Raw genomic sequence first — 20,338 nt, 5'->3', positions numbered from 1 at the left:
GGATTAAGCCCGAGGGTGACGCCTTGAAGACACTCACGCTTTCTCGAACCAGTCCAGCGTGCGCTCCCGCGCCAGCTTCGTGGCCTCGGGGTCATAGTGTTGACGCCGGTCCGAGTTGAAGCCGTGATCGGCATCATAGATATGCACGGTGATGTCGGGGCGTTCTTCCTTGAACTTGCGCACCCAGTCGATAGGGATCGATTTATCCTTCTCGCCGAAATGCAGCATGGTAGGGCAGCGCGGCTTTTGCGTGTCCATTTCCATGATGAGCCGGCCGTAATAACCCACAGCCGAGGTCAGGCCCTCGCAATTGCAGGCGGCGAACCAGGCGACGGACCCGCCATAGCAATAGCCGGTGATGTGCACGCGCTCATTGCCGCGCGCTTTCAGGAAATCGATGGCCGCCTGCACATCGCCCTTGGCGTAAGTCAGGCCCGTCCCCTGCGCCAGCTTGATCGATTGCTGCATGCCTTCTTCGGTGTATTCGGCCTGCCAGTTCTTGTAATCGCGGTCATACATGGAGGGGGCGATGACATCGTAGCCGTCGGCGGCAAACCCGTCGCATAGCTCTTTGATGTGATCGGTGACGCCGAAAATTTCCTGAATGAGAACGAGCCCGCCTTTGCGCGTGCCTTCCGCTTCTACGAAATAAGCGGCCAGTTCGTCGCCGCCCGATCCCTTGATTGCGCTCATGCTGCCTTTATGTGTCATGTGCTTCCTCCCTGATATGGTTCGCGCCGCTCGATCAGGCCCTGACCGATAAAGGAAAAGACGAGCTCGCCATCCTGATTGATGCCTTCATTGCGCGCGCGCACGATGCCGAGCAAGGGCCGGCTTTTCAGATCGATTTTTTCGATCACGGTGCTGCGATAGGTGAGCTTATCGCCGGGACGCACGGGTTTCAGCCATTTCATGTCGAGAAAGCCGGGCGAAGGCCCGCCTTTAGGGGCAGGGCGCCCGTCCGGTGCCGGTTCCACCCTCTCTTCCGGGGCGTTCTGGCGCGCGGCGATCATCAGTTTCATCCAGATGGCCGCTGTGTGCCAGCCCGAGGCGACGAGCCCGCCGAAATGGGTTTTGGCGGCAGCCTCTTCATCGAGATGAAAGGGCTGCGGGTCGTATTTTTCGGCAAAGGCGATGATTGCCTCTTTCGTGAAGGTGTAGGAGCCGAGCTCGCTCACCGTGCCGGTTTCAATATCCTCGAACCAAGCCATCATGCCGCTCCTTTTTTTTCATTGGGGCGGCGGGCGAGCATCACCCAGCAGTCCGATGTCATAATGACGTCGTCGGCCTTGTTTTTCATGGTCCAGAGGAAGCGCGTCAGGCCGAGCGCCGGGCGGCTTTTGGAGGCGCGGCTTTCGGTGACCTCCAGCGTGACGGAGACGCTTTCGCCGGCAAAGAGCGGACGCTTCCAGCGGGTTTCCTCAATGCCGGGCGAGCCCAAGGGCGTGCAATGGGGATAGAAATCATCGGCAACGAGGCGCATGGCGATACAGCAGCTATGCCAGCCCGACGCGCAGAGCCCGCCCAGGATCGAGTCTTTCGCCGCCTCTTCATCCAGATGAAAAGGCTGCGGGTCGTACTCGCTGGCGAATTCGATGATTTCTTCCTTGGAGACGTGCCGGCTTTTCGTCGTGAAGGTGAAGCCGGGCGTCAGGTCCTCCCAGTCATAATGCGGATCTGCCATAAAATGCGTCCCTGTTCTTGTGGGGCTTTGCCTCTTTTCTTATCGTTCAGAATACAGATGCGGCAGGGCGCGAAAACCCCCGCGCCCCAAATCAGGTGATCAGATATGGACTATGCCCGTGCAATTCCGGTTCTTGCCTCGCTCGATCTCGATGAGACGGCGGCTTTTTATGCCGATCAGCTTGGTTGCAAGGTCGATCGGTACGGCGATTATGTGATCGCCCAGCGCGGCGAGATCGAGATACATTTCTGGGCCTGCACGGAGCGCCACATTGCCGAGAACACGTCCTGCTATATCAGGGGCGGGGAGGTGCCGGCGCTTTACGAGGAATTTTTAAAGCGCGGTGTGGAGCGGCTGAGCGATTTCGCCGTGCGGCCCTGGAACATGAAGGAGTTTTATGTTCATGACCCGCACGGCAATCTGTTGAAATTCGGCTGCGCGCCGGAAGAGGCGAATGCCTTGGCCTGAGGTGTGCCGCTTCTAATTTGCGAAGCGGAAATGCATGATGTCGCCGTCAAGGACGACATAGTCTTTGCCTTCAAGGCGCATCTTGCCGGCATCCTTCGCGCCTTGTTCGCCTTTCAGCGTGACATAGTCGTCAAAGGCGATCGTCTCGGCCCGGATGAAGCCTTTTTCGAAATCCGTATGAATGACACCGGCGGCTTGCGGCGCTTTGGTGTTTTTCTGGATCGTCCAGGCGCGGGTTTCCTTCGGCCCGGCGGTGAAATAGGTAATGAGGTCGAGCAGGGAATAGCCGGCGCGGATCAGCCGGTCGAGCCCGGCTTCGGCAAGATCGAGCTCGGCGAGATATTCCTGGCGCTCTTCATCTTCAAGCTGGGAAAGCTCGGCTTCGATCTTGGCGGAAATGATGACGCATTCGGCGCCTTCTGCTTCCGCGCGTTTCTTCACCGTCTCCGAAAAGGAATTGCCCGTCGCGGCTGAGCCTTCATCGACGTTGCACACGTAAAGCGTGGGTTTGGAGGTGAGAAGCTGCAGGCCTTTGAAGGCGCGTTTTTCTTCGTCTTTCACTTCCAGCAGCCGTGCAGGCTTACCTTCGCGCAGGAGGGCGAGGGCGCGGTTGACGAGATCGAGCTGGAGTTTTGCTTCCTTGTCCTGGCCGCGGATTTTCTTTTCCAGGTTCGGAATGCGCTTTTCCAGACTGTCGAGATCGGCAAGCATCAGTTCCGTTTCCACCGTGTCGGCATCGGCGAGCGGGTCGATCTTGCCTTCCACATGAGTGATGTCTTCATCCTCAAAGCAGCGCAGCACATAGGCAATGGCGTCCACCTCGCGGATATGAGCAAGGAACTGATTGCCCAGCCCTTCACCTTGTGAGGCGCCGCGCACGAGACCGGCAATGTCGACGAAGGTCAGCCGCGTCGGGATGATTTCCTTCGATCCGGCAATGCCTGCGATCTCAGTGAGGCGGGGGTCCGGCACCGCTACCTCGCCCACATTCGGCTCGATCGTGCAGAAGGGGTAGTTTTCCGCCTGGGCGGCGGCGGTCTGGGTCAGGGCATTGAACAGCGTGGACTTACCGACATTGGGAAGGCCCACAATTCCGCATTTGAACCCCATCTGGGTTACTCCTTTGTCTTCGGCTCACCCTCACCCGGCGCGGCTTTCGGCGCGCGGGGCGGGTTGAGCGCGAGATGTACTTTATTGGCGAAGGTCGCGTCCTTGCCCTCGGCCAGCAGCGGGGCTTCGGCGGCGACCGCATCCAGCAATTTGTCGAGCCAGTCCTGATCGGCCTTGGCGAAGTCGGAAAGGACGTGCGAATGCACGCGGGCCCTGTCGCCCGGATGGCCGATGCCGAGCCGCACGCGGATAAAGTCCGCGCCGATATGCTGGGTGATGGAACGGATGCCGTTATGGCCCGCGGCCCCGCCGCCCAGTTTCACGCGGATCTTGCCGGGCGCCAGATCAAGCTCGTCGTAAAAGACGATGACGTCTTTCGGCTCCAGCTTGAAAAAGCGCATGGCTTCGCCGACCGATTGGCCGGATTCGTTCATATAGGTCTGGGGTTTCAGCGCCACGACCTTCTCCCCGCCCATCAGCCCGTCGCACATCAGGGCCTGAAATTTCTGGCGTTCGGGAGAAAAGGAATGGCGGCGGATGATGCCATCCACCGCCATGAACCCGATATTGTGGCGGTTCCGGGCGTATTTCGTACCCGGATTGCCGAGCCCGACGAAGAGTTTCATTGAGCCGGTCTCCGTCGTTGCCGGACGGCTTACTCTTCGCCGCCCTCTTCTTCCTTGGCTTCCTCGCCGCCTTCTTCACCTTCTTCGGCTTCGTTCTCAGCAGAGACGAGGCCGGCAGGGGCGGCGATGGTTGCAACCGTGAAGTCGCGGTCCGTAATGGTCGGCGTCACGCCCTTGGGCAGTTTGATGGCCGAGATGTGAATGGAATCGCCCACATCCGTGCCGGTCAGATCCACTTCGATGAATTCGGGGATCGATTCTGCCGGGCAGTTCAGTTCCACTTCGTGGCGCACGATGTTCAGAACGCCGCCGCGCTTGATGCCGGGAGAGGCTTCGTCGTTGATGAAGTGCACCGGCACTTCCACAGCGATCGAGGCATCCTTGCCGAGGCGCAGGAAATCGATATGGGTGACGAAGTCGAGCACCGGATCGAGCTGGACGTCACGGGGAATGACGCGTTCGACCTTGCCGTTCACATCCAGATTGAGCAGGTGGCTCATGAAGGTGCCGGTGTTCCAGAGACGTTCGATTTCGTTCTTGGCGAGCGAGATCAGCTCGGGCGCTTTCTTGTCGCCGTAAATAACGGCGGGGATACGGCCTCCACGGCGAACTGCACGGGCTGCCCCCTTACCGGCCCGTTCGCGGGTGTCGACCTTGAGGGTTCTTACCTCGGCCATGTCATATTCTCCAATAAAAACAGGCCCTTAGCGCAATTAGGCGACGCAAAGGACCCGTAAGCCTTGCAAAAAACCGCCTCCTCCAGGGGTGTCGGCGGTCAGGTGAGGCGGGTTATAGCCCTCAAGCCCCAAAAACTCAAGTAGGAGAAGCCGCCGGAAGCGCGGTTTAAGCGGGACGGGAAAAGGGGCCGGAAAGGCCGGTTTTTCAGTCGAAAAGGCTGGAAACCGAACGTTCTTCGGAGGTCCGATGCATGGCCTCGCCGATCAGCGGGGCGATGGTGATGGTGCGGATGTTCTGCGCCACCCGGACCGCTTCCGTCGCATGGATGGAATCGGAGATCACCAGCTCTTTCAGGGCGGAGGAGGAGACACGGGCAACCGCGCCGCCGGACAGGACGCCGTGGGTCACATAGGCCGAAACCTGCGTCGCGCCGGCATCGAGCAGCGCCTGGGCGGCGTTGCAGAGCGTGCCTGCGCTGTCCACGATGTCATCGACGAGGATACAGGAGCGCCCGCTCACATCGCCGATAATGTTCATGACTTCCGATTCGCCGGCCCGCTCGCGGCGCTTATCGACGATGGCAAGGTCCGCATTGAGGCGTTTGGCGATGGCCCGCGCGCGCACCACGCCGCCCACGTCCGGGGAGACGATCATGAGGTTCTGACCCTCATAATGGGACTGGATATCGCGGGTGATGACGGGAGCGGAAAAGAGGTTGTCCGTCGGAATATCGAAAAAGCCCTGAATCTGGCCGGCATGGAGATCCAGGGTCAAAACGCGGTCGGCGCCGGCGGTGACGATGAGATTGGCCACGAGCTTCGCCGATATGGGCGTGCGGGCCTGAGGTTTGCGGTCCTGCCTGGCATAGCCGTAATAGGGCAGGACGGCGGTGATGCGGCGCGCGGAGGCGCGTTTGAGCGCATCGATGATGATCAGCAGTTCCATCAGGTGGTCGTTCGCCGGATAGGACGTCGACTGGATGACGAAGACATCTTCCCCGCGCACGTTTTCCTGGATTTCGACGAAGACTTCCATATCCGCAAAGCGGCGGACGACAGATTTTGTCAGGGGAAGGTTGAGATAAGCTGCGATAGCTTCGGCAAGCGCCCGGTTGGAATTGCCTGCGACAAGTTTCATCTGGTCAACCCTCTCGGCCCGCTTTATCGGGCCGTTTGATGCCTAACTTTTCCCCACCCCGGCGCGGGCCGCGCAAATTGCGGTCAGCCCTGTCGGCGGGCGCGTTTTAACAGGGGGGCCGGGGCCTGTAAACATTCAAAGCCCTGCGCGGGGCTCCCCTTTACCCCCTGTTATCCCTGTGGCTCCCGGTGCCGCTCAAAGGGGCTTATGAGCGCGCCTTTTGCGGTGCCAGAAGCTCTAAAATCCCGTCGGCGGCGGCTTTGCCCGCCGCCTCGGCGATCAGGCCCCAGGACCGGTCGATCTCGCTATTGGCGACGTCATTGGCCTGGCGCACGAGCCCGAGCGGCGTGCCGTCCTTGGCCGCAACCTGCCATTCGATTTCCACCTGCGTGCGGCCTTCGCCGCGCGGGGCGGTTTTTATGTTGCCGGTCACGAAATAACCCGCTTCAGCTTCAAGGCGTCTGCCTGCCTGCCGGTCTTTTTCCGTTAGCGCCTGGCGCAGTGCGCGGGCAAGGGTGGTGCCATCCCTGCGGCCGGCCGCTCCTTCTTGCGCATTTGCGGCGCGCACCGTCACCAGGAAGCGCGTTTCCCCTGCCAAAGTAGCGGCAGGGGCAGCAGCAGGCGCGGTGCTTGCCGTTGCAAGCCGGTCGTCGGCGGTAAGAGCGGCAGGGTCGTCAAAGCCTGCGGGAGTTATCTCCGGCCCAAGTTCCAGAAGGTCTTCGGCTTCGGCATAAAGCGCGCGCGGTGTTTCGGCGGGCGCCAAGCCTGGTCCCTTCAATTCGGCGAAGCGGGGCCAGGCGCCGAGCTTGTTGACCGTCTCTCCGGCGAGGCGCTGCATGTCTTCTTCGGAAAGCGCCTGCCAGACATTGCCGTTTGCAGACGGAGAAGGCGGCAAGCGCTGTTCGATCACCGCGCGGTGGAGGCGTTCTCCCTGGCGGTTTTCCATATCCGCGACCAAAAGCACGATGATGCCGGAGGCATTGGCCGCGGCTTTTACTGCCGTCTTCAACTTGAAGGCGCTTTGCAATGTATCGAGGCTGGACGCGGTGACGGATTGGCGGGCCAATGCCACGCGCAGTTCTTCCTGCAGCTTGTTTGAGAGGGCGGAGGGCGCGCCTTGCGGCAGTTCGATCTCGACGCTCTGGCGCGTGATGGGCGGTGCTTCGGGGGCGGCTTGCGGCGACGGGCGGACGGAAAGGGAGCCGGTGATTTCTTCAGACGCGTCATCTTCGCTGAATATCCACCAGCCATCGTCCGAGCAGGCGGCGAGCGGCAGAGCAAGTGTCAGAGCGGCGAGAAGCGCTTGCGCTTTTCCAGAATAATATCCAGCCGGCCGCGCCATCAGGTCCCCTCGCTCGCGTGCTGTGCCAGTTCTTTCTATGCGATTCGCGCGTTTTGAGCGAGGCGCCGTAGAGGAGGGGCTTTGCAGACTTAAGCGCTAAGCGATTCGGATGACGGAAATCTGCCGCCCGTAATCAGGCTCTTTTCTGTGCGTGGTGCGGCGGAAGGAGAAAAAGCGCTGCGGGTCTTCATAGGTGCAAAGCTGCAAATCATCGATCTGCGCGATGCCTGCGTCTGCAAGACGCTGGCGCACGAAGCCTGTCAGATCGAAAAGAAAATGCGCTTCTCTTTCGCCGGGGATGAAGTAGCGCGCGTTCCCCCCATTCTCTTTTAGAAAGGTATCGCGGAACTCGGCGCCCACTTCATAGTTCTTCTGGCGGATGGCCGGGCCGATGGCGGCGATGATGCGCTCGCGTTTCGCGCCTTGTTCTTCCATCAAGGCAAGCGTGCTTTCCAGGACGCCGCCGATCGCGCCTTTCCAGCCGGAATGGGCGGCGCCCACAATGGGTTTTTCCTTGTCGGCAAAAAGCACGGGCACACAGTCGGCGGTCAGAATGCCGAGCGCGAGATCCTTTTCGCCCGTCACCATGGCATCGGCCTCGGGCCGTGTGTCGCTATTCCATGGGCTTGCCGCATAAACGGCATCGGGCGAATGCACCTGGTAGAGGGTGAGGAGGTCGCCGGGGGCAACCTCCATTGCGGCGGCGACGCGGGCGCGGTTCTCGCGCACATGTTCGGGATCGTCCTTCGAGCCCGGGCCGCAATTCAGGCTTTCATAAATGCCGCCCGAGACACCGCCTTCACGGGTGAAAAAGCCGTGGTGGATATGGGGCAGGGCTTTCAGAAGCTTGCTCTCGATCATGACGGCTCTTTCGTTCAGGCGCGTTAAGCGCGGTCGAAACCGGCAGGCGGGGCCATGTCGGGCGCGGTGATGGTCAGCACTTTGAAAAGCGTGCCCATCTCGCCCGGGTCGGTCAAGCGGTGCAGGGCGGCCTTAATGTCCCGGCTTTGAGCGGGTGTCGCGCTTGCCTGTAATTTCTTGGCGCGCTGAATGATCCCCAGCATGGAAAGAAAGGCGCTTTGTGTCGTCAGCGGCCAGATCTTCGCGCCGCCTTTGGCAAAGCACTGGGCAAGGGCGGCAAAATCCACATGGGCGGTCAGGTCTGCCTCACCGGGATCGGCAAAGGGGTCGGCATAATCATGAGCGCGCACGGCTTGCAGCGTGTCGCCCGGCGCGCTTTCGCCGTGGCCGTAATCGATGATGAGGCCGGCACCGCCATGGCGTTTCAAATGCGCGCCCAGCGTTTCGGCAATGCTTTGCGCGGCAGGGCAGGTTTCCGCAACGGAGCCTGGCGGCGCATCGAGGACGTTCAGGGGTAAGAGCGCGGTATTCGGAATAGGGTCCGGGGCAAGCTGCAGAGCGAAATCCCAGCCGCCGTTTTCCTGCGGCACAAGGCCGAGGCAGCGCTCATGCCAGCCCTGCTCCGTGCGCTGAAACTGGCGGATGGGCAGAGCATCGAAAAATTCATTGGCGATAAGCAGCACCGGCTTTTCCGGCAAGCTTTCGATGCTGGCATGCCAGGTGGCCTGCGGCACGCGGGCGCGCTGCTCCGCCATCAGGGCGGGGGAGGTTTCGACGAAATGCACTTCGGCGGCTTCCAGAAGTTCCGGCACGACTTTTAGGGTGCGCAAGATGTCTTCCATCAGGGTGCCGCGGCCGGGGCCGAGCTCCACCAGCGCGATCTCTGCGGGCGCGCCCATGCGCTGCCAGGTATCCGCGCACCAGATGCCGATCAGCTCGCCGAACATCTGGCTGATTTCCGGCGCGGTGGTGAAGTCGCCTTTCTCGCCGAGCGGCACCTGCTTCATATAATAGCCGTGCTGCGGATGGCCGAGCGCCAGCGCCATATAGTCCGAAATGGCGAGCGGGCCCTGATTGGCGATCAGGGTGGCGATCATGTCGGAAAGCGGGTTCATGATTTTTTACGCGGCTTTTTGCTTGCAGGTTTTGCTTGGGGCTGCGGCATGCGGCGCTGCGCCCAGAAGATGATGGCAAGGCCGATCAATACCATGGGCAGCGACAGCAGCATGCCCTGAGTGAAGATACCGGCGTAATAGCCGATATGGGCATCGGGCTCGCGGAAGAATTCGACGCAGATGCGCGAGGCGCCATAACCGGTGATGAAGGCGCCGACGATCGTGCCCGGTTTTTTCAAAGCGTCTGTGTGGTGCGTAAGAAAGCGCAGCAGAATGAAAAGCAGGATGCCTTCAAGGGCGGCCTCATAAAGCTGGCTGGGGTGGCGGGGGAGGCCTAGCGGGTCGGTCGGAAAGACCACAGCCCAGGGCGCATCCGAGGGGCGGCCCCAAAGCTCGGCATTGATGAAATTGGCGATGCGGCCGAAAAAGAGCCCGATGGGCGTTGCCGCCGCCACCATGTCGCCGAGCGGCCAGAGCGTGATTTCCTTGCGCCGGGCAAAAAGCACGATGGCCAGCACGACGCCGAGAAAGCCGCCATGGAAGGACATGCCGCCTTCCCAGACCGCGATAATGTCCCCCGGATTGGCGAAGTAATAGGCAGGTTTATAGAAGAGGACATAGCCGAGGCGGCCGCCCAGAATGACACCGAGTGCCGCCCAGAGCAGAAGATCGTCGATCTCCTCGCGCGTTGCCGGGCCCTTGCCGCCCCAAAGCGCGCTCGTCTCCGTCAGCCGCACGATATAGCGCCAGCCCAGAAGCAGCCCGGCAATATAGGCCAGCGCATACCAGCGGATGGCGAAGGGGCCGATTTGAATGAGCACCGGATCGATATCGGGAAAGGGCATGGGGCGCCTGAGAAAGTGAATGGATGGGCCGTGCCGCTAGTCTCACCGCGGCGCGGGGTAAGTCAAGCGCAGGGGGCGGGCGGGGCCCGTGTGAGCCCATAAGAGGCTGCGGCGTCTCGCCTCTCGCTTTTTACCGGCGCCGCGTTATGGTGTGTGCCGGATCTGGTGAGTGCCATTTGAGGAGAATGCCATGGCGCAGTATGAAAACCGCATTCTGGACGATATGGCGAAGCTGTTCACATCCGCAGCGGGCGCAGCCCAGGGCGTGCGCCAGGAAGCGGAGACGTTTTTCCGGGCGCATTTCGAGCGCATGATTGCCGATCTCGATCTCGTTTCGCGTGAAGAATTCGAGGCGGTGCGCGATATGGCGGCGCTGGCGCGTGAAGAAAACGAGGCGCTGCGCGCACGGATCGAAGCCTTGGAAGCGGCGCAGAAGAAACCGGCTGCGGCAAAAGCCAAAAAGACGGACTAAGTGCTGCCGCCATCGGCGCCGGTCTGCGTGGATTTTATTCACACAAAATTCGCTTATGGGAGAGGCGTGCGCTCTTGCGCCGACTCACCTGTTCATGCACGCTGCTTGTGATAGGACGGCCAGTCACCACTATATGTGGCGGTCGCAGCGCTCTCATAAGGTGCCGTGCGGGTGCCGAACGGGTGCCAGACAAGCTGTTACCGGCTCTCGCCAGAGACCGGGTGCGGCAAAGGCGGGGTGCAGCGATGACAGCAATTCTCATGGAAGCCGATTATGTGGACTCCAATCCGCTCGATCTCGTCGAGCAGGTGGCGGATCTGCGTAACTGGGTATGCGAGCGCAGCCACGATCAGGAACTCAATCTCGCCCTTTCGGGTGAGTGGCGGGACTATCATGTCTCGCTGAACTGGCGGGACGATATTTCCGGCCTGCACATGGCCTGTTCGCTCGACCTGCGGGTTTCCCCGGACAAGCGCGGCGCGGTGCGCGAGGTGATGGGGCTTGTCAACGAGCAGCTCTGGTCCGGGCATTTCGACATGTGGCTGGAGGACGGCACGGTGCTGTTCCGCGACTCGCTGCTGCTTTGCGGCGGGGCGACGGCAACACCGGAGCAATGCGAAACATTGCTGCGCCTTGCGCTGGAAGCCTGCGAGCGGTTTTTCCCGGCTTTCCAATATGTGATCTGGGCGGGCAAGGAACCGCGCGAGGCGGTGGAAGCCTGTCTGTTTGAGACCCATGGCACGGCGTGAGCTTAAAGCCTTTAAGCCCGGGACAGTTTGATTTTCGGTGAGACAGAAGATGAGCGAGCTTGAAGTCGGCGGGCCGGTGGCCTTGATCGGGGCGGGCAAAATGGGCGGCGCGCTTATGGACGGCTGGCTGGCGCTCGGCCTGCCGGGCAGCCAGATGATCGTGCGCGACCCGGCGGCCCCGCCGGAGATTTCCCGGCTGATCGTCGAGCACGGCATTTCGCTCAACCCGGAAATCGAGGCGCTGGCGGCGCGGCGCCCCCGCATTGTGCTTCTGGCCGTCAAACCGCAAATGTTTGGAGATGTGCTGCCTGCGCTGAAACCGCTCGTGGCGCCGGGCACCATTTTCGTTTCGATTGCCGCGGGCATCAGCCTTGCCCGGCTTGAGGCGCTTTTGGGCGCGGAGGCCGAAATCGTGCGCGCCATGCCCAACACGCCTTCCGCCGTTGGGCGCGGGGTGACGGCATTGATTGCCAATGAGCATGTGGATGCGGCGGCACAGACCCATGTCACGGCGCTCATGTCGGCGGTGGGTGAAGCCCATTGGCTCGCCTCCGAGGAACTGATGGATGCGGTGACCGCGCTCTCGGGCAGCGGCCCGGCTTACGTCTTCCATATGGTGGAGGCGATGGCGGAGGCGGGCGCAAAGCTCGGTCTTGAGCCCGAGATGGCCATGGCCTTTGCCCGCGCGACGGTGGCAGGGGCCGGGGAAATGCTGCACCGCTCGGAGCTTCCCGCCGCCAAATTGCGCCAGAATGTGACCTCTCCCGGCGGGACGACCGAGGCGGCGCTGAAGGTGCTGATGGGCGATGATGGCCTTTCCCGGCTTGTGGAAGGGGCCATGACGGCAGCCCGGGACCGTTCCCGCGAGCTTGGAAGCTGAGTTTTTCCAGCCGATTTTCGGAGAATATTGCGCGCCTGCTCTCGAAACCGTGAGACAGGGTTCCTATATTTTTTTTATGAGCGCGAAACGGACAGCGGAAGAGCGGCTGGTGGATGCCGCGATGCGCCTTGCGGCCAAAAAGCCGTGGGAGGAGATTTCCTTTCAGGACATTCTGAAATCCGCCCGTCTGACGCTCGCCAAGCTGCCGCCTTCTCTCCACAGCAAGCCGGCCATTGTCAGCGCGTTCATCAGCCGTGTGGATGCCGAGCTTCTGGCCAGCATCGATCCAGAGGAGTTCGAGGAGGCCCGCCCGCGCGACCGGCTCTTCGACGTGCTGATGACGCGGTTTGAAATTCTCGAAGACCATAAAGCCGCCGTGCGCTCCATCGCGCAGTCCATGCAGCGCGATCCGCTCGGCGCGCTTTCACAGGCGGAGACGATCGACCGGTCCATGGGCTGGGCGCTTGCTGCTGCGCAGATCGATGCGGAGGGGCTAGTGGGGGCTGCGCGCCGGCGCGGCCTCGGGCTCGTCTGGCTTGCTGCGTTCCGGGTCTGGCTGCGCGAGGACGATCTCAACAAGGTCATGGCCGAACTCGACAACCGCCTTGCGCAGGGCGAGAAATGGCTGACCATGCTGCGCGGCAGGCGCGGTGCCCGGCAGGGTGCTTCCGCTCGTGCCGGAGGCGGGCAGCCGCTTCACTCGTGATAGACGCGCACGTCCGTTAGATACTCCCCCTCCCATTCGATCAGCTCCAGAACGCGCGCCCGCTGCGCTTCCTCACCATTGCGCACGCGCCAATATTCGACGGCGGCCTTGTTGCCTTCCGTCACGACGCCAATGATGTCGGCGCGGAAAGAGCTGATATTGCCCGCCACCTTTTTCGCATAGGCGTGGATTTCTTCGCGCCCGTTCAGCGTATTGTCCTTGGCCTCGGGGGCCAGGCGGGCGACGACCGAGCTTTTGTGTTTGGCATCCGGCGCATAAAGAGCGGCGATGCGGTTGGGATCGAGGCTTTCCCAAGCTTCTTTCCAGCGGGTGGCCATGAGGGGAATGGAAGACGACATGCCGAGCTCCGTTGTTCCATTTTTACGGAAGCTGAGCATTGCGCCGGTCTTTTTCAAGCGCCAGTCTTCAAACAGGCAAATTGATTTGCGCGCGAAGGCCGCCGAGCGGGCTTTTCATGAGCACGATATCCCCGCCATGGGAACGGGCAACATCGCGGGCAATGGCAAGGCCGAGCCCGGTGCCGCCTTCATCGAGATTGCGCGCCTGATCGAGGCGGTGGAAGGGGCGGAAGACTTCTTCATACTGATCTTCCGGCACGCCTTCGCCGTCATCATCCACGAAGATGGTGATGAGATGCGGCGCGCGCGTCGCCGTAACCGCCACATGGTCGGCATATTTGCAGCCGTTTTCGATGAGATTCGTCAGGCAGCGTTTGAAGGCATGGCGGCGCAGCGGCAGGGTCAAGTCGCCTTCGGCGGTAACGTCGACCGCATCGCCGTTGCGGCCCGCATCGAAGCGGATTTCTTCAAGCAATGCTGCAATATCCACATCGACCACCGCTTCGTCCTGATCGCCCTTGGCAAAGGCGAGATAGGCTTCGAGCATGCGCTCCATTTCTTTGACGTCGGCGCGCAGGTCCTGCACTTCCGGCCCGTCGCCCAGCATGGCGAGCTGCAGTTTGAAGCGGGTGAGCGGGGTGCGCAGGTCATGGCTTACACCGGCCAGCATGGCCGTGCGCTGGTCGATCTGGCGCTGAATGCGCTCGCGCATATTGAGGAAGGCGGCAGCGGCCCGGCGCACTTCCGAGGCGCCTTGCGGGCGGAAATCGGGCACGTCCCGGCCTTTGCCGAAGCCTTCGGCCGCTTGGGCAAGACGCTGAATGGGGCGGATCTGATTGCGCAGGAAAATCACCGCGACGGTGAGCAGCACGAGCGAGGTTCCCGCCATCCAGACAAGGAAGATATGCGAATTGGTGGCATAGACGCGGCTGCGCAGCGGCAGCACACGCAGAACCCCGCCATTTACCGCGATGCGGATATCCACATAATCGGAATAGCTGACCGTATCGATCCAGAAGGGCCGGGCGACGCGTTCCTCGATTTCCGAGCGCAAGGATTGCTCAAGCAGAAAGTTGCCGGGCTCGGCCGGTTCCGCCGGCAGGCCTTCCTTGGGCCGGAAGGCGACGCTCATATCGAGCTCTTTCCAGGCCGCTTCCGTTAGGAGCTGCAATTCTTTCGGGTCATCGAGAATTTCATATTGCCGCGTGAGAAGCGCGATATCGGCAACGACGGAGGCAGAGAGTTTTTCCGTCACCATCTGCCAGTGCCGTTCGAGAAAGACATAAGAGACGACGAGCTGCAGCAGCACCATGGGCGCGACGATGATGATGAGCGAGCGCCCGTAAAGGCCGCGCGGCAAAAGCGCCTTGATCTGCGCCGACAGGCTGAAGCCGGGGCGGGGCAGCGGGGCGCTTCGATGATCGTTTTCGATACTGTCTACAGTCATGAGTGCCTAGTGGATGCCTTGCCGGTGCCGCCGGATAACTTAATCCGGTTTGAAAATATAGCCGATACCGCGCACCGTTTGCAGATAGAGCGGGTTGCGCGGGTCATGTTCGATCTTGCGGCGCAGGCGGTTGATCTGCACATCGATCGCCCGTTCGCTGCCGGCGTTTTCCCCGTCGCGCAAATCGTCCCGCGTCAGCGTTTCGTTCATCCGGCCGGTGAAAAGCTGCATGAGCTGCACTTCGCGTTCGGTCAGGCGGACGGGAATTTCATCGCGCCAGAGCCGGCCGGATTTGCGCTCGAAACGGCAATCGCCGAAGAAGAGTTCCGCTTCCACCGCCTCTTCCTTGCGGGTGCGGCGCAGGATCGTGTTGACGCGCAGCAGCAATTCGCGCGGCTCGAACGGCTTGGGCAGATAATCATCCGCCCCTTGTTCGAGCCCTTCGATGCGGTGTTCGGTTTCCGCCCGCGCCGTCAAAAGCAGGATGGGGATTTCGGAGGTGCTGCGCAAAGCGGCGGTCAGCTCCAGCCCCGTTTCGCCGGGCATCATCACATCGAGCACCAGAAGGTCGAAGGCAAGGCCCGAGAGGCGCGCGCGCGCTTCTTCCGCCGTGCCGGCCACGGAAACGCGAAAGCCATTGTCGCCGAGATAGCGCTTCAAAAGCTCGCGGATGCGCCGGTCGTCATCCACCACCAGAATATGGGGCGCATTGTCATCGGGGCGCGGCGTCTTGTTTTGCGCGGCGGCGCCTTCGGCGGGTGTTTCCATGAGACGGGCGGTATTATCGCTCACGATACATATCCGTTGGAAATCAGCGCTTCGACGGCGCGCCTGTCATCTTCGTTGACGAGATGGGCAAGCACCGCGCACCAGGCTTTTTGTGCGTCCGGCCCGGCGGTGGCAAGGGCTCTGGCTACGCGCTCGCGCTGCGGGCCGGCAAGGCGGCGCTCCATCTCCATGCCCTTGTCGGAAAGATAAAGCAGGCGCTGGCGGCGGTCCTTCGTGCCGGTCTTCTGCACGATATAGCCCTGGCCGACGAGCTCCTTAAGGACGCGCGAGAGGCTTTGTTTGGTGATGCGCAGAATATTCAAAAGATCGGCAACGGTGATGCCGGGATGGCGGCCGACAAAGTGAATGACCCGGTGATGGGCGCGCCCGAAGCCATATTCGTGGAGAATCTCGTCCGGGTCGCTGGTGAAGTCCCGGTAGGCGAAAAACAGCCACTCGATCGCCTCCACCAGTTCGCGGGTTTCGGCAGGGGAGCGGGCGGGAGGCTCGCTTTGCGGCGTGTCCGTGGCAGCGGAAGCCTCTGATTCTGCGGGCTTTCCGGCAGAATCGGCCGGCGTACCGGTAGGGGCGCTGCCAGGGGCGGGGGGAGCCGTGCTCATTTTTAGGTCAGCCATGTTGACATATATTCGTTCAGATGTTACGTTTAGAGCAATCAAAACGACAGATTTGTACTCTGCGCGTATTGGAAATCTGATTTCCCTATTTTGACCTATGCGGAGGCATCCGGCAAACATGTGCTGAGCACATGGCAGGCATGCCGAACCGGCTTGGACTTTTGAGGATACAAGGCTCATGGCGGACATACCGTTCGATCAGCGTGATGGCTGGATCTGGTACAATGGCGAACTCGTTCCCTGGAAGGACGCGAAGGTGCATGTGCTGACCCATGGTCTGCATTACGGGAGCTGCGTGTTCGAGGGCGAGCGTCTTTACAATGGCGAGATTTTCAAGCTGCGCGAACATACCGAGCGGCTGTTCAAGTCGGCGGAAATTCTCGGCTTCAAAATTCCCTATACGGTCGAGGACATCGACAAGGCCTGCATCGAAACGGTGAAGGCGCAGGGGCTGACGAACGGCTATCTGCGGCCCGTCGCCTGGCGTGGCAGCGAGATGATGGGCGTTTCGGCACAGAACAACCGCATCAATGTGGCGGTGGCAGCCTGGGAATGGCCGAGCTATTTCGATCCCGAGCAGCGGCTGAAGGGCATCCGCATGGATATCGCCCAATACCGCCGTCCCTCGCCCGAAACTGCGCCCTGCAAGAGCAAGGCGGCCGGCCTTTACATGATCTGCACGATCTCCAAACATGCCGCTGAAGCGAAAGGCTATGCGGACGCGATGATGCTCGACTACCGCGGCTATGTTGCGGAAGCGACGGGCGCGAACATGTTCTTCGTGAAGGACGGCGTCATCCACACGCCGACGCCGGACTGTTTCCTCGATGGGATCACGCGGCGTACGGTGATGGATCTCGCCCGCAAGCGCGGCTATGAAATCATCGAGCGGCATATCAAGCCGGAAGAGCTCGACGATTTCTCCGAATGCTTCATCACCGGCACGGCGGCGGAAGTGACGGCGGTTGCCGAAATCGGCCCGCACCGCTTCACGCCGGGTGAGATCACCAAAGTGCTGATGGACGACTACACGGCGGAAGTGAACCCGAAAAAGGGCGCCGCCTGACTATGGTTGGCTGATTATTTCTGCCAGCGGGCGGCGGCTTCGTCGTCGCTTGCCTTGGCATCGACCCAATGCGTACCCGAAGGCCCCGTTTCTTTTTTCCAGAACGGGGCCTTTGTCTTGAGCCAGTCCATGAGAAATTCCGCCGCCTCGAACGCATCCTTGCGGTGGGCCGAGGCGGTGATGACGAGCACGATCTGCTCGCCCGGATGCAGCGGCCCATAGCGGTGGATGATGCGGCTTGCCTGCAGCTGCCAGCGGTCATGCGCTTCTTTTTCGATGCGCTCCAACTCGCGCTCGGTCATGCCGGGATAATGTTCAAGCTCCATCGCTTCGACGGTTTTCGCTCCCGCATGATCACGGGCGAGGCCGGTAAAGGTGACGAGCGCGCCAATATCGGTGCGTCCCGCCGTTACTTTTTCCGTTTCGGCCTTGATGTCGAAATCTTCAAGCTGAACAGAAATGCTCATGGGGCTCCCCTTGCGGGCTCAGCCGCCGGTGACGGGCGGGAAGAAGGCAATCTCGCGCGCGCCGGTGATGGGCACATCGAGTGTTGCATGTTCCTGATCGACCGCCGCCTTGATGAGCGCGGTGTCTTCAAAAGCATGGGCATAGCCTTCACCGCGCCCCTGCAGCCAGCCGAGCAAATCGCCCACGGTCTTCGTTTCGGGCGGACAGTCGATATCCTCTTCGCTGCGGCCGATCTTTTCTTTCAGCGAGGCGAAATAGAGAATCTTCACAAGGGCACCTATCCGTTGGAAGCTGGTTTGTTGGAGGCTGGGCCGGTTTTTCCCGCCGCGCTCTCATCTTCCTGAATGACGTGGCGCAGGCCTGCATTCAGGTAGTCATAGCCCGTATATAGGGTCAAAAGGGCGGCAATCCAAAGCAGGGCCGTTCCCGTTTGCGTGACGTAAGGCACGAGCTTGTCGCCGGCAGGGCCCGCGAGGAGAAAGCCGATGGCAATCATTTGAATGGCGGTCTTCCATTTTGCCAGCTGCGAGACGGGCACGGAGACGCGCACGCTTGCCAGAAACTCGCGCAGGCCCGAGACAAGAATTTCGCGCGAAAGAATGACGATGGCCGCGAGCACCGAATCCCAGCCGATCGTGCCCTTGGCGACCAGCATGAAAAGCGCGGCGGAGACAAGCAGCTTGTCGGCAATGGGATCGAGCATCCGCCCGAGCGCGGAGACCTGATGCCAGGCTCTGGCGAAATAGCCGTCGAAATAATCCGTAACCGCGGCAAGTACGAAAAGCGTAAGCGCCGTCCAATTGGCTACGTCGCCTTCCAGATAAAAGGCGCCGACAAGGCCCGGCACCATCAGGATGCGGGCATAGGTCAGAAGATTGGGGAGGCTTGTCAGCATGGGCGTACCGTTTTTACTGCTTGCTTGGGGCAAGACCCCTTACTCACATCATCATAACACAGGCGGCAGGCACGCCGAGGGTAAACCGGCTATTTGGCTGGCTGCTCCGGTGTGCCATGAAAGTGATCGTAAACGATCTGCGCGACTTTCTCATTAATCCCTTCCACCCCGGCAAGATCGGAGAGGCCAGCGCGGGCGACGGCCCGGGCTGAACCGAAATGATGCAGAAGCGCGCGCTTGCGGGCCGGACCAATGCCCGCGATCTCGTCGAGGGGATTGGCGGTTGCCGCCTTTTTCCGCCGCGCGCGGTGGCTGCCGATGGCATAGCGGTGGGCCTCATCGCGCAGGCGCTGAAGGTAATAGAGCACGGGGTTTTTCGGCGGCAGCATGAAAGGCTCGCGCCCCGGCATGAAAAAACGCTCGCGGCCTGCATCGCGCTCCGGGCCCTTGGCGATGGAAATGACGGCGACATCCTCGATGCCGAGATCCTGCATCACTTCCATGGTTGCCGAGAGCTGGCCCGCGCCGCCGTCGATCAAAATGACGTCCGGCCATTCGGCGGGCCTGCCGCTGATCTCTTCGCGTTCGTGATCGCCCTTGGGCCCGGCTTCTTTCAAAAGGCGGGAGAAGCGGCGGGTCAGCACTTCGCGCATCATGGCGTAATCGTCGCCCGGCTCGGTTTCCTCGTCCTTGATGTTGAATTTGCGGTACTGGTTTTTGATGAAACCTTCCGGCCCCGCCACCACCATGCCGCCCACGGCATTCGTGCCGGAAATGTGGCTGTTATCGTAAATCTCGATGCGCTCGGGCGGGGCATCGAGGCCGAAGGTCTCGGCCATTTCTTCCAAAAGCCGGCGCTGGGTGGAAGATTCGGCAAGGCGGCGGCCCAGCGCGTCTTTCGCGTTGGTGAGCGCGTGTTCGGTCAGCTCGCGCTTTTCCCCGCGCTGGGGCATCGTTACCTCGACCTTGTGGCCCGCGCGGATGGAAAGCGCTTCGGCCAGCAATTTGCGCCCCGGCACATCCTGGCTCAGGAGAATGAGCTTGGGCGGCGGGCGGTCGTCATAGAACTGCGCAAGAAACGCATCGAGCACGTCGCCTGCCTCGATTTCCTTGTCATGGCGGGGGAAATAGGCGCGGTTGCCCCAGTTCTGCCCCGCCCGGAAGAAGAACACCTGAATGCAGGTCTGCCCGCCTTGTTCGGCAATGGCAAAGACATCCGCATCCGAGACGGTGTGCGGGTTGATGCCCTGGTGAGACTGGATCTGGGTGAGCGCGCGGATGCGGTCGCGGTAAATCGCTGCCCGCTCGAAATCGAGATCGGCGGAGGCTTTCTCCATTTCCTTCAGCAGCATGTCCTGGGTGCGCCGGGAGCGGCCAAGCAGGAAGTCATGGGCTTCGCGGGCAAGCTCCGCATAGCCTTGCTTGTCGATCTCGCCGGTGCAGGGCGCCGAGCAGCGCTTGATCTGATAGAGGAGGCAGGGGCGCGAGCGGCTTTCAAAGACGCTGTCGGAGCAGGAGCGCAGGAGAAAGGCTTTCTGCAGCGCGTTGAGCGTGCGGCCCACGGCGCCGGCAGAGGCGAAGGGGCCGAAATAATCGCCCTTGCGCTTGCGCGTGCCGCGATGCTTGAGCACCTGCGGGAAATCATGGTCGCCGGTCAGAAGGATGTAAGGAAAGGATTTGTCGTCGCGCAGCAGCACATTGTAGCGCGGGCGCAGGCGCTTGATCAGATTGGCTTCGAGCAGCAGCGCATCGGTTTCCGTCGCCGTGGTGATGAATTCCATCGCGGCGGTGGAGGTGATCATGCGGGCAATGCGGTTCGATTGGCCGGCGAGCTTGGTGTAATTCGTCACCCGGCGCTTCAGATTGCGCGCCTTGCCGACATAAAGCACCTCGCCGTCCGTGCCCATCATGCGGTAGACGCCGGGGCTTTCGGGCAGGGTTTTGACCTTTTCGGCAATCAGATCCACCCCGCGGGGCGCAGATGTTCGGGTGTCCGTCATGAGCCTAATGTAGCCGCGTTCGGCGTT

The 20,338-nt window shown here is 61.4% G+C and carries 25 protein-coding genes; 6 read left to right on the top strand and 19 right to left on the bottom strand.

What is annotated here, in order from left to right; genetic code table 11:
• Positions 1-33: 33 nt before the first annotated feature.
• Genes ACOQOT_RS11185 through ACOQOT_RS11175 form a run of 3 tightly spaced genes read right to left on the bottom strand, consistent with a single transcriptional unit; the run spans position 34 to position 1,684 of the window.
• Entirely contained in the window at positions 34-711 is a 678-nt protein-coding gene (locus ACOQOT_RS11185) for a dienelactone hydrolase family protein (RefSeq protein WP_420559346.1), read from the bottom strand.
• Positions 708-1,214: a MaoC family dehydratase gene (locus ACOQOT_RS11180; RefSeq protein WP_420559345.1), complete on the bottom strand. Its 507-nt coding sequence runs from the start codon at positions 1,212-1,214 to the stop codon at positions 708-710. The genes ACOQOT_RS11185 and ACOQOT_RS11180 overlap by 4 nt, the downstream gene beginning before the upstream one ends.
• The gene (locus ACOQOT_RS11175) at positions 1,211-1,684 is read right to left on the bottom strand and encodes a MaoC family dehydratase (RefSeq protein ID WP_420559344.1); all 474 of its coding nucleotides are present in this window, start codon (positions 1,682-1,684) and stop codon (positions 1,211-1,213) included. The genes ACOQOT_RS11180 and ACOQOT_RS11175 overlap by 4 nt, the downstream gene beginning before the upstream one ends.
• A 105-nt stretch (positions 1,685-1,789) precedes the next feature.
• Between ACOQOT_RS11175 and ACOQOT_RS11170 the strand changes: the two genes are divergently transcribed.
• Positions 1,790-2,152: a bleomycin resistance protein gene (locus tag ACOQOT_RS11170; RefSeq protein WP_420559343.1), complete on the top strand. Its 363-nt coding sequence runs from the start codon at positions 1,790-1,792 to the stop codon at positions 2,150-2,152.
• A 12-nt stretch (positions 2,153-2,164) separates the two neighbouring features.
• Here ACOQOT_RS11170 and ychF read toward each other — a convergent pair whose 3' ends face one another.
• The 8 genes from ychF to lgt all read right to left on the bottom strand — a co-directional run bounded on the left by ychF (position 2,165) and on the right by lgt (position 9,866).
• Entirely contained in the window at positions 2,165-3,262 is a 1,098-nt protein-coding gene (gene ychF, locus ACOQOT_RS11165; protein WP_420559342.1) for a redox-regulated ATPase YchF, read from the bottom strand.
• Positions 3,263-3,267: 5 nt separating this feature from the next.
• Positions 3,268-3,888, bottom strand: a complete 621-nt coding sequence (pth, locus tag ACOQOT_RS11160) for an aminoacyl-tRNA hydrolase (RefSeq protein ID WP_420559341.1) — start codon at positions 3,886-3,888, stop codon at positions 3,268-3,270.
• 29 nt (positions 3,889-3,917) lie between these two features.
• Complete coding sequence (locus ACOQOT_RS11155; RefSeq protein ID WP_420559340.1) at positions 3,918-4,565, bottom strand: 50S ribosomal protein L25/general stress protein Ctc; 648 nt, start codon at positions 4,563-4,565, stop codon at positions 3,918-3,920.
• Positions 4,566-4,770: 205 nt separating this feature from the next.
• A complete protein-coding gene (locus tag ACOQOT_RS11150) occupies positions 4,771-5,703 on the bottom strand; it encodes a ribose-phosphate pyrophosphokinase (protein WP_420559339.1) in 933 nt (310 codons plus the stop codon).
• A gap of 205 nt (positions 5,704-5,908) precedes the next feature.
• Positions 5,909-7,045, bottom strand: a complete 1,137-nt coding sequence (locus tag ACOQOT_RS11145; RefSeq protein ID WP_420559338.1) for a hypothetical protein — start codon at positions 7,043-7,045, stop codon at positions 5,909-5,911.
• A gap of 96 nt (positions 7,046-7,141) precedes the next feature.
• On the bottom strand, positions 7,142-7,906 hold the full coding sequence (gene pgeF / locus ACOQOT_RS11140; RefSeq protein WP_420559337.1) for a peptidoglycan editing factor PgeF: 765 nt from the start codon (positions 7,904-7,906) through the stop codon (positions 7,142-7,144).
• Between the two features lie 23 nt (positions 7,907-7,929).
• Positions 7,930-9,021, bottom strand: a complete 1,092-nt coding sequence (locus ACOQOT_RS11135; RefSeq protein WP_420559336.1) for a class I SAM-dependent methyltransferase — start codon at positions 9,019-9,021, stop codon at positions 7,930-7,932.
• Positions 9,018-9,866 (bottom strand): prolipoprotein diacylglyceryl transferase, encoded by an 849-nt coding sequence (gene lgt / locus ACOQOT_RS11130; RefSeq protein WP_420559335.1) that lies wholly within the window; start codon positions 9,864-9,866, stop codon positions 9,018-9,020. Before lgt ends, ACOQOT_RS11135 begins: the two co-directional genes overlap by 4 nt.
• 190 nt (positions 9,867-10,056) lie before the next feature.
• Between lgt and ACOQOT_RS11125 the strand changes: the two genes are divergently transcribed.
• From ACOQOT_RS11125 to ACOQOT_RS11110, 4 genes are all read left to right on the top strand, one after another.
• Positions 10,057-10,338, top strand: a complete 282-nt coding sequence (locus tag ACOQOT_RS11125) for an accessory factor UbiK family protein (protein WP_045447916.1) — start codon at positions 10,057-10,059, stop codon at positions 10,336-10,338.
• Positions 10,339-10,583: 245 nt separating this feature from the next.
• Positions 10,584-11,087, top strand: coding sequence for a YbjN domain-containing protein (locus ACOQOT_RS11120; RefSeq protein WP_420559334.1), 504 nt, complete (start codon positions 10,584-10,586; stop codon positions 11,085-11,087).
• 49 nt (positions 11,088-11,136) lie between these two features.
• Complete coding sequence (proC, locus tag ACOQOT_RS11115) at positions 11,137-11,967, top strand: pyrroline-5-carboxylate reductase (protein WP_420559333.1); 831 nt, start codon at positions 11,137-11,139, stop codon at positions 11,965-11,967.
• 76 nt (positions 11,968-12,043) lie between these two features.
• A complete protein-coding gene (locus ACOQOT_RS11110) occupies positions 12,044-12,673 on the top strand; it encodes a hypothetical protein (RefSeq protein ID WP_420559332.1) in 630 nt (209 codons plus the stop codon).
• Here the strand turns inward: ACOQOT_RS11110 and ACOQOT_RS11105 are convergent.
• The 4 genes from ACOQOT_RS11105 to ACOQOT_RS11090 form a co-directional block, all read right to left on the bottom strand.
• Complete coding sequence (locus tag ACOQOT_RS11105) at positions 12,664-13,032, bottom strand: nuclear transport factor 2 family protein (protein ID WP_420559331.1); 369 nt, start codon at positions 13,030-13,032, stop codon at positions 12,664-12,666. The genes ACOQOT_RS11110 and ACOQOT_RS11105 overlap by 10 nt on opposite strands.
• Positions 13,033-13,099: 67 nt before the next feature.
• Positions 13,100-14,479, bottom strand: coding sequence for an ATP-binding protein (locus ACOQOT_RS11100; RefSeq protein WP_420559330.1), 1,380 nt, complete (start codon positions 14,477-14,479; stop codon positions 13,100-13,102).
• A gap of 39 nt (positions 14,480-14,518) precedes the next feature.
• Positions 14,519-15,247, bottom strand: coding sequence for a response regulator (locus tag ACOQOT_RS11095; protein ID WP_420561939.1), 729 nt, complete (start codon positions 15,245-15,247; stop codon positions 14,519-14,521).
• A gap of 20 nt (positions 15,248-15,267) precedes the next feature.
• Positions 15,268-15,867: a MarR family transcriptional regulator gene (locus ACOQOT_RS11090; RefSeq protein ID WP_420559329.1), complete on the bottom strand. Its 600-nt coding sequence runs from the start codon at positions 15,865-15,867 to the stop codon at positions 15,268-15,270.
• 193 nt (positions 15,868-16,060) lie between these two features.
• On the opposite strand from ACOQOT_RS11090, the gene ACOQOT_RS11085 reads away from it, so the two are divergent.
• Positions 16,061-16,948 (top strand): branched-chain amino acid aminotransferase, encoded by an 888-nt coding sequence (locus tag ACOQOT_RS11085; protein ID WP_045447934.1) that lies wholly within the window; start codon positions 16,061-16,063, stop codon positions 16,946-16,948.
• A gap of 14 nt (positions 16,949-16,962) precedes the next feature.
• On the opposite strand, the gene ACOQOT_RS11080 is transcribed toward ACOQOT_RS11085, so the two are convergent.
• The 4 genes from ACOQOT_RS11080 to uvrC all read right to left on the bottom strand — a co-directional run bounded on the left by ACOQOT_RS11080 (position 16,963) and on the right by uvrC (position 20,311).
• Positions 16,963-17,415 carry a molybdenum cofactor biosynthesis protein MoaE gene (locus ACOQOT_RS11080; RefSeq protein ID WP_420559328.1) on the bottom strand — a complete coding sequence of 151 codons (453 nt, stop codon included), beginning with the start codon at positions 17,413-17,415 and terminating at the stop codon, positions 16,963-16,965.
• A gap of 18 nt (positions 17,416-17,433) precedes the next feature.
• Positions 17,434-17,685: a molybdopterin converting factor subunit 1 gene (moaD, locus tag ACOQOT_RS11075; RefSeq protein ID WP_420559327.1), complete on the bottom strand. Its 252-nt coding sequence runs from the start codon at positions 17,683-17,685 to the stop codon at positions 17,434-17,436.
• An 8-nt stretch (positions 17,686-17,693) separates the two neighbouring features.
• Positions 17,694-18,311 carry a CDP-diacylglycerol--glycerol-3-phosphate 3-phosphatidyltransferase gene (gene pgsA / locus ACOQOT_RS11070; protein ID WP_420559326.1) on the bottom strand — a complete coding sequence of 206 codons (618 nt, stop codon included), beginning with the start codon at positions 18,309-18,311 and terminating at the stop codon, positions 17,694-17,696.
• Positions 18,312-18,400: 89 nt separating this feature from the next.
• Positions 18,401-20,311 (bottom strand): excinuclease ABC subunit UvrC, encoded by a 1,911-nt coding sequence (gene uvrC / locus ACOQOT_RS11065; protein WP_420559325.1) that lies wholly within the window; start codon positions 20,309-20,311, stop codon positions 18,401-18,403.
• Positions 20,312-20,338: the final 27 nt, after the last annotated feature.

The sequence above is a fragment of the Tepidicaulis sp. genome (assembly GCF_965222285.1).
Lineage (GTDB): Bacteria > Pseudomonadota > Alphaproteobacteria > Parvibaculales > Parvibaculaceae > Tepidicaulis.
Note: the sequence above shows the minus strand (reverse complement) of the source record. Positions and strands in the feature narration are given on the sequence as shown.

Excerpts from the sequence above, each read along its gene's own strand:
- ACOQOT_RS11185 (WP_420559346.1), bottom strand. The coding sequence starts at position 711 with ATGACACATAAAGGCAGCATGAGCGCAATCAAGGGATCGGGCGGCGAC.
- ACOQOT_RS11180 (WP_420559345.1), bottom strand. The coding sequence starts at position 1,214 with ATGATGGCTTGGTTCGAGGATATTGAAACCGGCACGGTGAGCGAGCTC.
- ACOQOT_RS11175 (WP_420559344.1), bottom strand. The coding sequence starts at position 1,684 with ATGGCAGATCCGCATTATGACTGGGAGGACCTGACGCCCGGCTTCACC.
- ACOQOT_RS11170 (WP_420559343.1), top strand. The coding sequence starts at position 1,790 with ATGGACTATGCCCGTGCAATTCCGGTTCTTGCCTCGCTCGATCTCGAT.
- ychF (WP_420559342.1), bottom strand. The coding sequence starts at position 3,262 with ATGGGGTTCAAATGCGGAATTGTGGGCCTTCCCAATGTCGGTAAGTCC.
- pth (WP_420559341.1), bottom strand. The coding sequence starts at position 3,888 with ATGAAACTCTTCGTCGGGCTCGGCAATCCGGGTACGAAATACGCCCGG.
- ACOQOT_RS11155 (WP_420559340.1), bottom strand. The coding sequence starts at position 4,565 with ATGGCCGAGGTAAGAACCCTCAAGGTCGACACCCGCGAACGGGCCGGT.
- ACOQOT_RS11150 (WP_420559339.1), bottom strand. The coding sequence starts at position 5,703 with ATGAAACTTGTCGCAGGCAATTCCAACCGGGCGCTTGCCGAAGCTATC.
- ACOQOT_RS11145 (WP_420559338.1), bottom strand. The coding sequence starts at position 7,045 with ATGGCGCGGCCGGCTGGATATTATTCTGGAAAAGCGCAAGCGCTTCTC.
- pgeF (WP_420559337.1), bottom strand. The coding sequence starts at position 7,906 with ATGATCGAGAGCAAGCTTCTGAAAGCCCTGCCCCATATCCACCACGGC.
- ACOQOT_RS11135 (WP_420559336.1), bottom strand. The coding sequence starts at position 9,021 with ATGAACCCGCTTTCCGACATGATCGCCACCCTGATCGCCAATCAGGGC.
- lgt (WP_420559335.1), bottom strand. The coding sequence starts at position 9,866 with ATGCCCTTTCCCGATATCGATCCGGTGCTCATTCAAATCGGCCCCTTC.
- ACOQOT_RS11125 (WP_045447916.1), top strand. The coding sequence starts at position 10,057 with ATGGCGCAGTATGAAAACCGCATTCTGGACGATATGGCGAAGCTGTTC.
- ACOQOT_RS11120 (WP_420559334.1), top strand. The coding sequence starts at position 10,584 with ATGACAGCAATTCTCATGGAAGCCGATTATGTGGACTCCAATCCGCTC.
- proC (WP_420559333.1), top strand. The coding sequence starts at position 11,137 with ATGAGCGAGCTTGAAGTCGGCGGGCCGGTGGCCTTGATCGGGGCGGGC.
- ACOQOT_RS11110 (WP_420559332.1), top strand. The coding sequence starts at position 12,044 with ATGAGCGCGAAACGGACAGCGGAAGAGCGGCTGGTGGATGCCGCGATG.
- ACOQOT_RS11105 (WP_420559331.1), bottom strand. The coding sequence starts at position 13,032 with ATGTCGTCTTCCATTCCCCTCATGGCCACCCGCTGGAAAGAAGCTTGG.
- ACOQOT_RS11100 (WP_420559330.1), bottom strand. The coding sequence starts at position 14,479 with ATGACTGTAGACAGTATCGAAAACGATCATCGAAGCGCCCCGCTGCCC.
- ACOQOT_RS11095 (WP_420561939.1), bottom strand. The coding sequence starts at position 15,247 with ATGGAAACACCCGCCGAAGGCGCCGCCGCGCAAAACAAGACGCCGCGC.
- ACOQOT_RS11090 (WP_420559329.1), bottom strand. The coding sequence starts at position 15,867 with ATGAGCACGGCTCCCCCCGCCCCTGGCAGCGCCCCTACCGGTACGCCG.
- ACOQOT_RS11085 (WP_045447934.1), top strand. The coding sequence starts at position 16,061 with ATGGCGGACATACCGTTCGATCAGCGTGATGGCTGGATCTGGTACAAT.
- ACOQOT_RS11080 (WP_420559328.1), bottom strand. The coding sequence starts at position 17,415 with ATGAGCATTTCTGTTCAGCTTGAAGATTTCGACATCAAGGCCGAAACG.
- pgsA (WP_420559326.1), bottom strand. The coding sequence starts at position 18,311 with ATGCTGACAAGCCTCCCCAATCTTCTGACCTATGCCCGCATCCTGATG.
- uvrC (WP_420559325.1), bottom strand. The coding sequence starts at position 20,311 with ATGACGGACACCCGAACATCTGCGCCCCGCGGGGTGGATCTGATTGCC.